This is a genomic window from Klebsiella sp. LTGPAF-6F (genome assembly GCF_001753185.1).
Lineage (GTDB): Bacteria > Pseudomonadota > Gammaproteobacteria > Enterobacterales > Enterobacteriaceae > Klebsiella > Klebsiella michiganensis.
The window spans coordinates 3,279,190-3,291,721 of record NZ_CP017450.1 but is presented as its reverse complement, the minus strand read 5'-3'; the positions used below and the strand labels follow the sequence as shown (position 1 = coordinate 3,291,721).

Here is a 12,532-nt window from a genome sequence, read left to right as displayed (position 1 = left end):
TTCCCGCCAGAATCAGGTTGCGGACGGGCATGGACCTTAAACATGCGGTCTCTGATATTCACCCGTACCACCATCGCGCCGCTTGCCGGACGCTGAGGCGATGGTGGCACGGAAGCCGAATTGCCGTCAATTATTGATTAATTTTTTACCCATATTTGCGCCGGTTATCTTTCGACGATGCTTCCTCAGGTTCGCGGTAAAGCAGCGCGTTGTTGCAGGTAAATGCGCAAAATCAAGATAAATGCCAGCGCGACCACCGCCGCCGCCAACAAATAAATAGTCTCCAGATCGTAATAACCGGCCACCCAGCCGGCGACCGGGCCGGTTAATCCCAACGCCAGATCGAGAAAGGCCGAATAGGTGCCCAGCGCGGTGCCCTGATTCTGTTCTTCAACCTGTTTCACCGCTTCCACGCCAAGCGCCGGGAAGACCAGCGAAAAGCCCGAGCCGGTGAGAAAGGCGCCCATTCCGGCCATCCACGCCGAGGAGGCCGACCAGATGATCAGCAGGCCGATACATTCGATCGCAAAACAGATTAACGATACCGGCACGCCGCCGTAGCGGGTAATGGCGTTGCCCAGGATCAGGCGGATGCAGATAAAACCGATGCTGAACAGGGAGAGGGTAAACGCCGCGCCTTGCCAGCTATGGGCGGAGAAGTAGAGGGTAATAAAGGTTGCGATAACCCCAAAACCGACGGTACCCAGCGCCAGCCCCAACCCGTAGGGCCAGATTTTGCGCGCCACCACATGAAACGGCGCTCTGATCCCCGCCGTCACGCTGACGTCCTGCCGCGTACGGGCATAGAGCAGGCCAACCGCCGCCGCCAGGATCACCACGGCGGCAAATCCGCTGATGCCAAAATAGCCGTTAAGCATGACACCCAGCGGGGCGCCGACCGCCATGGCGACGTAGGTCGCCACGCCGTTCCACGAGATCACCCGCGAAGTGTGAATCGCACCGACGGTTTTGATCCCCCACAGGGTCGCGCCGGTGGCGGTAAAACTTTCCCCGACGCCGAGGAAAATGCGCCCCACCAACAGCGCGGCAACGGCCAGCGGCGGCGAGGATTGCAGCAAGACCGCGAGCAGCGTGAAGAGACCGCTGAGCAGGCAGCAAACAATCCCCCGACTGACGACTTTTTTCGGCCCCCAGATGTCGGTGTAGCGGCCCGCATGCGGGCGGCTGATCAGGGTTGAGATGTACTGAAGGCTGATGACCACGCCGGCGATAAAGGGGCTATAGCCCAGCTGATAGTGGATATAGCCCGGCAGTACGGCGAGCGGCAGGCCAATAGAGAGATAGCAGATACAGGTAAAAACAACGATAGAAATAATACGCAGATTAAGCTGAGTGGTGCTGGCGGAAGTGGTCATAACGCGAAGTATTGCAAACCAAAGGGAGGCTAAGCATAGCGCAGCGCCGTCGGCCGCAACGAGCAGAGCATGCGTTTTCTCAATGATTCAGGTAAACGCACTAAAAATAGTCATGAGAAAAGAGGATTCTGGGAAAGTCGTGCGCGGCAGAGTATAAAATCTGTTAACGCATCACGGATAATGACAGGAGAGAGTATGGAATACGATTTAGACGGTATGGATGTGCTTTTTGTCGCCGGCTTTGGGCCGATAACGCAATCGACGCCGGCCAGCAGGGAGTTTTATGTGGCTGCGCTGGGCCTGCCGCTAAAACCGATGCCCGGTAACGAAGAGTATCTGCTGACCGAACATGACGCCATCGGCGGGGTAAAACATTTTGCCCTGTGGCCGCTGGCGCAGGCGGCGCGCTCCTGCTTTGACGCCGATCTCTGGCCTGACTATCTGCCGGTGCCGCAGGCGTGGGTCGAGTTTGAAGTGCGCGATATCAACACCGCCACCGACGCGCTGAAGGCCAGAGGCTATCGTCTGCTGGTGGACAACCGCATTGAGCCGTGGGGGCAAACCGTCACGCGGCTGCTGAGCCCGGAAGGGCTGCTGACAGGGATTACCGTGACCCCGTGGCTGCGCGAGGGCAAAGCATAATGGCATGCATGAGCCGCCCATCATCCCCTGCGATCGGCAGGGTGATGGAATGCTGATTTATGACGTATTCGGGCGCCATATTGGCGTCCAGCGCCAGGGCGAATGCTGGCTACTCTTCCGCGTCGATCTGAACGAGCGGAAATGTTCGCCGCTGCGTGGGATCATCATCCCGGACGATCTCCCGGAGGCGGAAATTCCCGGCTGGCTGGGCGATATTTTTCACGAAGCGGCAAGCCCGCGCCATCCTGACGTCCGGCTTATGGAGTAGCGCCTACGGCCAGCTTCTGTTCTGCAGCACCACGCGATAACCGTCGCCGTCGACAAAGGTTTTACCGTTCACATTCCAGTACGGATTGAACGCGCTGACCGGCGCAAAACCGGCGGTCAGCATTTTCGCACACTGTTCCCGCCATTCCGCGGCTTCCGGGTAATAAAGCACCAGCAAATCTTCCTCGCCCGGAGAGGGCTTCACCGGATGATAATGGCAGAGGGTGAATTCAAGATGCCAGCCGAGATCGCGGCGTCCGACCATCACGCCGCTAAAGCCGTCATGATCGGCAAACTGCGCGATCTGCTCCAGCCCAAGGCCAGTGCAGTACATGTGGCTACTGAGTGAAAGGTCGGTGACCGGCCTGGCGATGCGGATAGCGTTAAGCGTCATAACAGCCTGTATCAATAAAGGTTTGGTCGATTGACTGTATCCGCTTTTGCGGCGGCCATTTGTCACAAAGAGCTTTTAACGCGCCCGGCAAAGCGAATTTATTCGATTGTCTCTGCGGCGGGTTTTATCTAGAATCTTCGCTTTCGGAGAGAGAAAATGTCCGTTGCTGATTCCCTTCTTGCTTACTCTTTTGCTGCGCTGTTGCTCACCCTTACCCCAGGCCTGGATACCGCTTTAATTCTGCGAACCGCTACCGTTGAAGGCGGAAAAAAAGCCTTTCAGGCGGCGCTGGGCATTGATACGGGATGTTTTATCTGGGGGGCGGCGGTCGCCTTCGGTCTTGGGGCGCTGCTGGCGGCATCGGAGCTGGCGTATGACCTGCTCAAATGGTGCGGGGCCGCTTATTTATGCTGGCTGGGCATTCAGTTAATTCTCAAGCCGCGCGGTCATTTTGTTCATCAAGACAGGGCGGCGGCGCCGGCAAGTAACTGGTTTTTAAAAGGGATGATGGGCAATGTGCTCAATCCGAAAATGGGGATCTTTTACGTCTCTTTCCTGCCGCAGTTTATTCCGGCCGGCCACTCGCCCATCGTCTGGACGTTCCTGCTGGTCGCCATCCACGTGGCGATCGGGACGCTCTGGTCGTTAACGCTAATCCTGACCAGCCGCTCTGCCGCTCGGCTATTAAAGACGCCGCTATTTATTCGGTGGATGGACCGCGCAACCGGCGGCCTCTTTATGTTATTTGCTGCCAAACTGGCTTTTAGCCACCGTTAAATCCCTCTGGACAAGGATGTCCAGCGCCTCACTCCACATTTCGTTACTCGCCGAAGCATCCCCCGGCCGTTGCCGTAAAGTTTCTCCCCGCAGGCCGGGCGCTGCCGCATGGCGCTGCTTGCGCATCGTGGCAAGCGAAATCATAATAAATAAAGAATGATTATTATTTATGATTCTTTATTTGAGAATAATAATGGAGGGGAGTGGGTGAACGTTTTTGCAACCAGGCCGGAATGGAAGGCCTTTCTGCTGGCGCTGGCCGGTTCGGTCGTGCTGATCGTTGGCATGGGCTATGGCCGATTTGCCTATACCGGGATCCTGCCGCTGATGCTCAATGAGCAGCTGCTGACGCTGCGTGAAGGTAATCTTGCCGCTTCGGCGAACTATGCCGGCTATCTGGCCGGCGCGCTGCTGCTGGCGAAAGCCAGGCCCGCGGACGCCAGGTGGCTAAGCCTGCTTTCCGCACTGTTGACGCTGGTGTGCCTGGCCTTACTGGCGTTCCTGGTTTCCCCCCTGGCGATTATTGTGGTGCGCGGAATTGCCGGATTACTCAGCGCGGTGACGCTGATCGCCGCCTCCCTCTGGCTACTGCAGCATATGAAGCACCCTAACGGCGCGCCGGTGCTTTTTTCTGGCGTCGGAATGGGGATATTCTTGTCGGCGGAATTTATCTCCCTGGGGAAGGCGCTGGCGCTCTCCAGCCAGCAGATATGGCTGATATGTGCGATAAGCTCTGGCGTGCTTTTTGTTCTCGCGCTGCGTCTGCTGCTGAGCCCCGCCGACTACCTTATCGCTTATCAACCCGCCGCGACCGCGCACCGCGAGGAGGGCGAGGGGCGGGTGCGGGAGGCGTGGAAACTGCTGCTGATTTATGGCCTGGCCGGCTTCGGCTACATTATTACCGCCACCTATCTTCCGCTGTTTCTCAGCGGTTCGCTGAACGTTATCGATCCGGTGCAGATCTGGGCTATTTTCGGCCTCGCCGCCGTTCCCTCCTGCTTTATCTGGCACCGGCTGGTGATCAAGCTCGGCTACCGCCGCGCGTTTACCCTTAATTTGCTGATTCAGGCAATCGGCGTCATTCTCCCGGCGTTGAGCCATGCGTTACCGTTTTGCATATTAAGCGCGCTGCTGGTGGGTTGCACCTTTTTGGGCACCGTGACCATCGCGCTGTCCGAGGGGCGGCGGCTTAATCATCTGGTTTCGTTCAATATGATTGCCGCCATGACCGCGACCTACGGCATCGGGCAAATCGTCGGCCCGCTGGTTGCCGGAACGCTGTATGACCGCAGCGGGTCGTTTAATCCTTCGCTGAGCGCGGCCGCCATTGCGCTGCTGGCTGCCGCCGCGCTGGTGGCGGCAGGGGCGGGGCGAGCGTCAAAGGTCGGAGGCTGACTCCAGAAGCTGGCGCATTTTCTCGAGGGCGGGGGACGCGTAGCCTTTGCGCCAGATAAGCTGGGTGATCGCCTGGCCAACCGGCCGCAGCTGGCTGGCTTCGGGCAGCGTCAGGGTATCGAGCACGCTCTGCGGCACGATACCGGCATAGCCGCCGGAGGCGACGCAGGCGAGCATCGCGTGATAGGAGCCGACGTCCTGGATCTCGCTCTCCACCTCCTCTGATTGCGCCAGAAACGCTTCGCCCATCGCCCGGTAGGTACAGCCCTGCGCAAAGGCGGCAAAGCGAAAGCGCTGTGGGCTGGCAGGAAGCACCAGCAGCAGCTGTTCTTTAAAGATGGATACGTACTCCAGATCATCGGGCGGAGGCGTTCCCTGCGGCAGGCTCACCAGCGCGCAATCCAGCGCGGCGTCCAGCACCTGTTGGGTCAGCTGACGGGTGGGCTGGGTTTTGAGGGTGAGCGTCACCTCCGGGCACAGCGCGCGAAACCGGGGAAGCAGCGGCGGCAGGCGGCTGGCGGCGGTGGCGTCCATCGCCCCCATGCGTAAATTGCCGCCCGGCGTCGCCGGATGCAGCGCCTGTCTGGCCTCTTCGGCCAGGTTGAGGATCTTCAGCGCGTAGCCCAAAAAATGTTCACCGGCGGGGGACAGCAGCATCCTTTTATTGCCGCGGGCAAACAGCTCCACGCCCAGCTCCTCTTCCAGCTGGTGAATGCGGGTGGTGATATTGGACTGGGCGCGCCCCAGCCGCTTTGCCGCGCGGGTGACGCTGCGCTCTTGCGCCACCGTTTTAAAAATCTCTAATGTGGTGTGGTTCATATTTTTATTCTTAATTTGAAAATAATGTTGATCTTATCATCTCTAAAAGAGATTTTAATGGCCCGAACGCACAAATTTAAACAGGGCAAACCATGAGCAACAGGCTTACGCAGCAGCTTGATATTGATTACCCCATTATTCAGGCACCGATGGCCGGCGTGTCGACGCCGGAACTGGCGGCAGCGGTCAGCGGGGCCGGCGCGCTCGGCTCGCTGGGGCTGGGCTCGTCAACCGTAGAGCAGGCTGAAACGCTGATTAACCGGACCCGGCGCTTAACCACCCGTCCGTTTAACGTCAATCTGTTTTGCCACGCCCCGGCGGTAAGGGATCCGCAGCGTGAAGCCCGGTGGCTGGCGCGGCTGCGCCCGGAATTTGCGCGCTTTGGCAGCTTGCCGCCGGAGACGCTGGCGGAAATTTATCTCAGTTTTCAGCAGCAGCCGCGGATGGCCGAGCTGCTGCTCGACCTGACTCCGGCGGCGGTGAGCTTTCATTTTGGCGTGCCGGATCGTGAAACCCTTCGCCGACTGCGGGAAAAGGGGATCGTCACTCTGGCGAGCGCGACCAGCGTGGCAGAGGCGCTGCTGGCCGTAGAGCAGGGAATCGATATGGTGGTGGCGCAGGGCTACGAGGCCGGCGGCCATCGCGGCATCTTTGATCCGCTGGCGCCCGACGGGCAGATGAGCACCTTTACTCTGGTTCAGACGATAAGACGGCATACCGATATTCCGCTTATCGCCGCTGGCGGCGTGATGGACGGCGCGGGAATTAACAGCGTAATGAATCTGGGCGCAGACGGAGCGCAGCTAGGGACGGCGTTTCTGCTGTGCCCTGAATCGTCCACGGATGGCGGATACCGTGAGGCCCTTAAAAGCGCGTCTGACGGGCAAACGGTTTTAACCTCAGCCATTTCCGGACGCCCGGCGAGATGCTTGGTTAACGGCTGGCGTGAAATAAACGATCCGCCGCTGATTCCGGCTTATCCCGTGGCTTACGACGCCGGAAAGGCGCTGGCATCGGCGGCGAAAGCGCAGGGAGATCGTCAGTACGGTGCGCACTGGGCCGGGCAGGGAGTGAGCCTGATTCGCGAGCTGCCGGCAGCGGAGCTGATACGCACCCTGGTGCGCGAAAGCGGGTTTTAATCGCGGATGGCGCGCGGCCACCCGCTTATTGTTAACGACGGTGGGCGAGGCCGCGGACCAGACGGTCGCCGGCCATCTGCACGCCCTGCACCAGCGCGACCAGAATGAGCACGGTACCGAACATCACCTCGTTATTGAAGCGCTGATAGCCGTAGCGAATGGCCAGATCGCCCAGTCCGCCGCCGCCAATCACGCCCGCCATCGAAGAGAAGCCGATCAGCATAACGATGGTCAGCGTGATGCCGGCCAGCAGCGTCGGCAGCGCTTCCGGCAGCAGCGATTTAAAGATCACGTGCCAGATATTGCCGCCCATCGATAAAATCGCCTCGATACGCCCGTAATCCACTTCATCCAGCGCGTTCTCCGTCAGCCGCGCAAAGAACGGAAAGGCGCCAATGGTGACCGGAACCACCGCGGCGGTACTGCCGAGGGTGGTGCCAATAATCAGCCGGGTGAACGGGATCAGCGCGATCAGCAGCACGATAAACGGCAGCGAACGACCAAAGTTGATAATCGCGCCCAGCACGGCGTTGAGCTTCGGCATCGGCGCCAGGCCGTTGCGGCGTGAAACAAACAGCAGCACGCCGGTCGGCAGACCGAGCAGCACGGTAAACAGCGCCGCCAGGCCGACCATATAAACGGTATCTACCGTGCCCTGAAGCAGCAGCGGCCAGAGATCTTCCCAACTCATGCTACTCCGCATAATGGCCTCCCGTGAAAACCGTGGCGAGCGAGGAAATCCCGCTCAGCCTGAGGATCGTGCAGCAGCGACTGCCGTAGCCGCGACCATGGCGCCACCAGCAAATCGGCAATTCTGCCGCTTTCAATAATCTCCCCGTGCTCCAGCAGCGCCGCGTGGTCGCAGAGGGTTTTCACCACTTCCAGCTCATGGGTGATCAGCACGATGGTGAGGTTCAGCTTTTGGTTGATATCCGCCAGCAGGCTGAGCACCGAGGCCGTGGTCTCGGGGTCGAGGGCGCTGGTGGCCTCATCGCACAGCAGCACATCCGGCCGCGCGGCCAGCGCGCGGGCGATCCCCACGCGCTGTTTTTGCCCGCCGGAAAGCTGTGACGGAAAGGCGGCGGCTTTATCCGCCAGCCCGACCAGTTCCAGCAGCTCCGCCACCCGCGCCTGGCGGGCGGCTTTCGGCACTTTGGCTATCTCCAGCGGCACCGCGACATTGTCGGCGACGCTGCGGGCGTGAAGTAAATTAAAGTGCTGGAAGATCATGCCGGTACGCAGCCGGTACTCGCGCAGCGCGGTTTTATCCATCCGGGTAATATCGTTCCCGTTCACAATAATGCGGCCCGACGTGGGCCGCTCCAGCAGATTCAGGCAGCGTATCAGCGTACTTTTGCCTGCACCGCTGCGGCCGAGGATGCCGTAAACGGCTCCTCTCGGCACCTGCAGAGAGACATCGTTTAGCGCCGGTCGGCCTGTTCCGGCATAGGTTTTACTCAGCCCGACAATCTCAATCATGACTGAGGAGCAACCGGGATCACCGAGCCGTTATACTGCTTACGAATAAATTCGGCGACCTGCGGCGAGGTGAGGTCTTTGGCCAGCGCCTTGATGCGCGGATCGTTCGCCAGCGCCGGCGTTGTCACCAGAATGTTGGCGTACGGGTTGTTGGTCGCGCTCTCCAGACCCAGCGCGTCTTTGGCCGGCACCAGCCCGGCTTCCAGCGCGTAGTTGCCGTTTATCACCGCCAGGTCAACGTCATCCAGCGACCGCGGGATCTGCGGTGATTCAATCTCAAGGATTTTCAGGTGCTTCGGGTTTTCCACGATATCTTTCGGCGTCGCCAGGGTTGTCGCCGGGTCGGTAAATTTTGCCGCCAGCTTAATCAAACCCTGATTTTGCAGCAGGAACAGCGCGCGGCTCAGGTTAGTGGTGTTATTCGGTACCGCCACGCTGGCGTTCTCGGGCAGCGATTTAAAATCTTTATGCTTGCGCGAATAGATCCCCAGCGGCTCAATATGGACGGTCGCCGCGACGGCGAAGGTTTTGCCCAGCGCTTTCTCCTGATCTTTCAGATAGGGGACGTGCTGGAAGTAGTTGGCATCGACATCGCCGTTGGCCAGCAGCTCGTTGGCGTTAACGCCGCTGGTGAGTTCGACGATTTTCAGGTCGAGGCTGGGATCGATCTTCTTAATGTAGTTAAGGATCTCGGCGTGCGGCACCGGGTCCGCGGCGACGCGCAGCGCGGCGGCCTGGGCGGAACTCCATGCCAGAGAGAGAGACAGTGCAACCCCTGCCAGTTTAAATGCGGCATATTTCATCATCTTATTCCTTGTATTGTTGTTATGTTTATACCCGTCATACTTCAAATTGCATGTGCGTTGGCTGCGCGCGCTCACCCGAATCACTTACCAGAGTAAGCTCATCGGGATTCACTGACTTGCCGCCTGCCTGCAACCCGAATTATTTAGGGTCTACACGATCAATTGCTCGGCGCGTTCGCGAAAAACATCCTGGTAGTAGCGCTCGGCGACATCAGGATGCGAACGCAGACGCCCTTTCAGGTAATTCCAGCCCACCTCGCGCAGCAGCGGGTTTTGCGGGTCGCTATCCGGTCCGAGGGCTTCGCGGGCCAGCTCGTCGGGCAGCGTGTAGACGGGGACCACGGCATCCAGCTGGGCGCCGAGGAAGAAAGCGATCGACAGCCGCTGCTGGTCGGCAGGCGGCGAAACGACCCGGTGCACCGTTGCCCGCAGATAGCCGTTGGTTGCCAGCTCCAGCAGCTCGCCGATATTCACCACAAAGCTGCCCGCCAGCGGGGTCGCGTCAATCCAGCGGTCAGGGGAGACTTCGACCTGCAATCCTTTCTGCTCATCCTGCAGCAGGAAGCTGAGGAAGCCGGAATCCTTATGCGCGCCAACGCCCTGGGCGCTCTGGGTCTCCTGCTGGCCGGGATAGCGGATCAGCTTGATATGTTCATTGGGCTTATCGCCATACAGGCCATCGAAGGCATCCAGCGGCAGGCGCAGCGCTTCGGCGAAGGCGCGCAGCAGGGTGATCCCAACCTGGGTCATTTCCCGTTGCCAGGTCAGTAATGTGGGTTTGAGCGAGGGCAACGCCTCTGGCCAGAGATTCGGCCCCTGCAGGCGCTGCCAGCGCGGCGCACGTTCGCTAAGCTGCAGGGCCGGGCGCTCGGCGCCGATATCGAACTGCTCGCGCCAGTCGGGTTGACCGCGGGTTAATTCAGAAGCGGCGCGGTTGTAGCCGCGAAAATGCGGAGAGTGAATCATTGCCACCCTCTGCTTTTGATCGTCGGGCAGGGCAAAAAAGGCGCGGGATTGCTGCTGCACGGCCTGCTGCAGCGACTCATCGACGCCGTGGTTGATCAGATAAAAGAAACCGATATCGCGGGCGGCGTGGCGCAGGTCGGCGAGAAACGCCGCTTTTTCAGCGGGGTCCGCGTAGCGGGCCAGATCCAGTATCGGTAAGGTTGTCGCGTTCATTGTGTTCTCCGAAGGCGGTATTCAGGTGTTTTCGTCGATGCAGATTCAGGGTTCGGGGACAACAACAGCGCATGATCGATTCCTCAGTCGGGTGGTTGAAGCCAGCTTGCCTTAAACGAAAATAATCAACCAATAACGTTCTTTTCTAATTTATGACCGTGGAGGGTTCTGTGCTTTTGCGAATTTTGGATAAGGGGGAGGCGGGGCTGTTGCGATTGGCGTCGGGAGCCAGTATGGTGAGCGAAATTTTTAATTCAGGTAAAGAGACGCAATGCAGCACCCAAACGATCCTCTGCACGGCATCACGCTGGAAGCGCTGTTAAACGCGCTGGTCGCGCGATATGGCTGGGCCGAACTGGCGAAACGCATCAACATCAACTGCTTTAAAAGCGAGCCGAGTATTAAGTCGAGCCTGAAGTTTTTACGCCGCACGCCTTGGGCGCGTAAAGAAGTGGAAGCGTTGTATATCGATTCGTTGTCCGATACCGATACGGCAAAAGCGGAAGCGCCGGCGGATAATCCGTGGGCACACTGGCAGAAAAAGTAGGGCGCGCAGCGGATAATTCCGCGCGCGCCCTGGGCTGTGTGTTACTGAAGATTGCCTGCGGTCAGGCTCTCTTTATCAAAGGCATGGCTGACATCAATATGATTCTGATGCACGGACGTGTCGATATTTGAACCTGCCTCCGGACGCGCAAAGCTATTCTCTGCGGCCATCGCCCCGGACGAAAGTGTAGCGGCTAACAGCAGTGCGGTGACTACGCCGATATTTTTCATATTCTGTTCCTTATTTCATCGTGTTGTCGCTGTCGCCTGTGTCTTCCGGCGGCCCGGCAATATTGTTATATACCCTAAATAATTCGGGTTGCAGGAAGGCGGCAAGTCAGTGAATCCCGATGAGCTTACTCTGGTAAGTGATTCGGGTGAGCGCGCGCAGCCAACGCACATGCAACTTGAAGTATGACGGGTGAGTTTATTTCGTCAGTTCTGCGGTCATATGCACGCGGTTATTGAACTGAGCGCTGGTGATTTTGTAAGACGCGCCTTGCTCTGCGGCCTGAGCGGCAATTTTGGCTTCTGCACGGTCCAGTGTGGAAGCGCTGGCGCTGATGCTCTGCGCAAAAGTACCGAAAGAGATCGTAGAGAGTGCGGCAACTGCAACGAAAGTTTTGATGGAGTTCATGGTCGTATTCCTTAAGCGTTTTGTCAGTGTTGGAGCGTTGTTGCCCCGATGTGATAAATAATAGGTCGATGACGCGATGATTAAAATCGAAACAATTTGCTCTCATTATTCAGTAAATTTGAATAAAAAATATCGATTACCGCAATCCTGTTTTGCAAATAAGGTTTGATTACAATCAAGCCTCATTGTCATAACAAATATATAAAAAGTTATTTTTTGACTTTCGATAGATGATTTTCTTGTTTGCTATCATCTGAACGGCGGCAATATAGTTTTTGTACAGCAATAAATGCCGGTGTGCGGCAAATAATCATTATTCACGAATATCTCATTATGATAACGCTCAATAAGATCAGTAAAAGCTTCTCCGGTGAAAGAGTGCTAAAAGAGGTATCGCTCAGCATTCATTCCGGCGAGATTATTTGCATTATTGGCCCCAGCGGCTCGGGGAAAACCACGCTATTACGTACGCTTAATTTCTTAGAGCCTGCCGATAGCGGGCAAATAAGAATAGATGATGTGGCGCTGGATTGCGCAAAAGCGGGAAAAAAGGAGATTGAAAAACTACGGTCAAAAACCGCTATGGTTTTTCAATCGTGGAATCTTTTTCATAACCTCACCGCACTGCAAAATATTACCGAAGGACTGATATACGCTAAAAAGCGTCCGCGGCAGGAGGCGCTGGCTATTGCTGAACGACTCTTAAAGCAGGTGGGGTTGCTGCATAAAAAAGACCACTATCCGCACAGCCTCTCCGGCGGCCAAAAGCAGCGTATCGGTATTGCGCGGGCGCTGGCCATTAACCCCGCCGTTCTGCTGCTGGATGAGCCGACCTCAGCCCTGGATCCGGAAAAAGTCGGTGAAGTGCTGGAGCTTATTCAGACCATTGCCGCCGCGGGCCAGACGATGATCATCGTGACCCACGAAATGGCGTTCGCCCGTCAGGTCGCTTCCCGGGTGGTATTTATGGAAAACGGCGAAATCGTTGAACAGGGCCCGGCGGAACAGATATTTGGCGCGGCGCAGCAGGGCCGAACCCGGACGTTTCTTGCACAACTGCACTATCATGCCTGAGG

At 57.9% G+C, this 12,532-nt stretch carries 16 protein-coding genes; 7 read left to right on the top strand and 9 right to left on the bottom strand.

The window, feature by feature from the left end; all coding sequences use genetic code 11:
- Positions 1–185 precede the first annotated feature (185 nt).
- The gene (locus tag BJF97_RS15380; RefSeq protein ID WP_032694359.1) at positions 186–1,376 is read right to left on the bottom strand and encodes an MFS transporter; all 1,191 of its coding nucleotides are present in this window, start codon (positions 1,374–1,376) and stop codon (positions 186–188) included.
- A gap of 195 nt (positions 1,377–1,571) precedes the next feature.
- Here BJF97_RS15380 and BJF97_RS15375 point away from each other — a divergent pair, with 195 nt between their 5' ends.
- Together BJF97_RS15375 and BJF97_RS15370 are read left to right on the top strand one after the other, a co-directional pair.
- Complete coding sequence (locus tag BJF97_RS15375; protein ID WP_009654757.1) at positions 1,572–2,018, top strand: glyoxalase/bleomycin resistance/dioxygenase family protein; 447 nt, start codon at positions 1,572–1,574, stop codon at positions 2,016–2,018.
- Between the two features lie 49 nt (positions 2,019–2,067).
- Positions 2,068–2,286 carry a DUF7661 family protein gene (locus BJF97_RS15370; RefSeq protein ID WP_032694358.1) on the top strand — a complete coding sequence of 73 codons (219 nt, stop codon included), beginning with the start codon at positions 2,068–2,070 and terminating at the stop codon, positions 2,284–2,286.
- A 3-nt stretch (positions 2,287–2,289) separates the two neighbouring features.
- On the opposite strand, the gene BJF97_RS15365 is transcribed toward BJF97_RS15370, so the two are convergent.
- On the bottom strand, positions 2,290–2,679 hold the full coding sequence (locus tag BJF97_RS15365) for a VOC family protein (RefSeq protein WP_032694357.1): 390 nt from the start codon (positions 2,677–2,679) through the stop codon (positions 2,290–2,292).
- Positions 2,680–2,835: 156 nt separating this feature from the next.
- Between BJF97_RS15365 and BJF97_RS15360 the strand changes: the two genes are divergently transcribed.
- Entirely contained in the window at positions 2,836–3,456 is a 621-nt protein-coding gene (locus tag BJF97_RS15360) for a LysE family translocator (protein WP_032694356.1), read from the top strand.
- A 207-nt stretch (positions 3,457–3,663) separates the two neighbouring features.
- A complete protein-coding gene (locus tag BJF97_RS15355) occupies positions 3,664–4,851 on the top strand; it encodes a YbfB/YjiJ family MFS transporter (RefSeq protein ID WP_032694373.1) in 1,188 nt (395 codons plus the stop codon).
- Here the strand turns inward: BJF97_RS15355 and BJF97_RS15350 are convergent.
- The gene (locus tag BJF97_RS15350) at positions 4,834–5,670 is read right to left on the bottom strand and encodes a LysR family transcriptional regulator (RefSeq protein ID WP_032694355.1); all 837 of its coding nucleotides are present in this window, start codon (positions 5,668–5,670) and stop codon (positions 4,834–4,836) included. The genes BJF97_RS15355 and BJF97_RS15350 overlap by 18 nt on opposite strands.
- Positions 5,671–5,762: 92 nt before the next feature.
- Here BJF97_RS15350 and BJF97_RS15345 point away from each other — a divergent pair, with 92 nt between their 5' ends.
- Positions 5,763–6,809 carry an NAD(P)H-dependent flavin oxidoreductase gene (locus BJF97_RS15345; protein ID WP_014229469.1) on the top strand — a complete coding sequence of 349 codons (1,047 nt, stop codon included), beginning with the start codon at positions 5,763–5,765 and terminating at the stop codon, positions 6,807–6,809.
- A gap of 31 nt (positions 6,810–6,840) precedes the next feature.
- Here BJF97_RS15345 and BJF97_RS15340 read toward each other — a convergent pair whose 3' ends face one another.
- From BJF97_RS15340 to BJF97_RS15325, 4 genes are all read right to left on the bottom strand, one after another.
- Complete coding sequence (locus BJF97_RS15340) at positions 6,841–7,500, bottom strand: methionine ABC transporter permease (RefSeq protein WP_009654800.1); 660 nt, start codon at positions 7,498–7,500, stop codon at positions 6,841–6,843.
- Entirely contained in the window at positions 7,497–8,288 is a 792-nt protein-coding gene (locus BJF97_RS15335; protein WP_014229467.1) for a methionine ABC transporter ATP-binding protein, read from the bottom strand. The genes BJF97_RS15340 and BJF97_RS15335 overlap by 4 nt, the downstream gene beginning before the upstream one ends.
- Entirely contained in the window at positions 8,285–9,091 is an 807-nt protein-coding gene (locus tag BJF97_RS15330) for a MetQ/NlpA family ABC transporter substrate-binding protein (RefSeq protein ID WP_032694354.1), read from the bottom strand. The genes BJF97_RS15335 and BJF97_RS15330 overlap by 4 nt, the downstream gene beginning before the upstream one ends.
- A 153-nt stretch (positions 9,092–9,244) precedes the next feature.
- Positions 9,245–10,273: an isopenicillin N synthase family dioxygenase gene (locus BJF97_RS15325; RefSeq protein WP_004851112.1), complete on the bottom strand. Its 1,029-nt coding sequence runs from the start codon at positions 10,271–10,273 to the stop codon at positions 9,245–9,247.
- 271 nt (positions 10,274–10,544) lie between these two features.
- Here BJF97_RS15325 and BJF97_RS15320 point away from each other — a divergent pair, with 271 nt between their 5' ends.
- A complete protein-coding gene (locus BJF97_RS15320; protein WP_014229464.1) occupies positions 10,545–10,820 on the top strand; it encodes a VF530 family DNA-binding protein in 276 nt (91 codons plus the stop codon).
- Positions 10,821–10,861: 41 nt separating this feature from the next.
- On the opposite strand, the gene BJF97_RS15315 is transcribed toward BJF97_RS15320, so the two are convergent.
- Together BJF97_RS15315 and BJF97_RS15310 are read right to left on the bottom strand one after the other, a co-directional pair.
- Positions 10,862–11,050: a hypothetical protein gene (locus tag BJF97_RS15315; RefSeq protein WP_004134116.1), complete on the bottom strand. Its 189-nt coding sequence runs from the start codon at positions 11,048–11,050 to the stop codon at positions 10,862–10,864.
- A gap of 196 nt (positions 11,051–11,246) precedes the next feature.
- Positions 11,247–11,456, bottom strand: a complete 210-nt coding sequence (locus BJF97_RS15310; protein ID WP_032694932.1) for a YdgH/BhsA/McbA-like domain containing protein — start codon at positions 11,454–11,456, stop codon at positions 11,247–11,249.
- 333 nt (positions 11,457–11,789) lie between these two features.
- On the opposite strand from BJF97_RS15310, the gene BJF97_RS15305 reads away from it, so the two are divergent.
- The gene (locus BJF97_RS15305; protein WP_032695038.1) at positions 11,790–12,530 is read left to right on the top strand and encodes an amino acid ABC transporter ATP-binding protein; all 741 of its coding nucleotides are present in this window, start codon (positions 11,790–11,792) and stop codon (positions 12,528–12,530) included.
- The last annotated feature ends 2 nt before the right edge of the window (positions 12,531–12,532 follow it).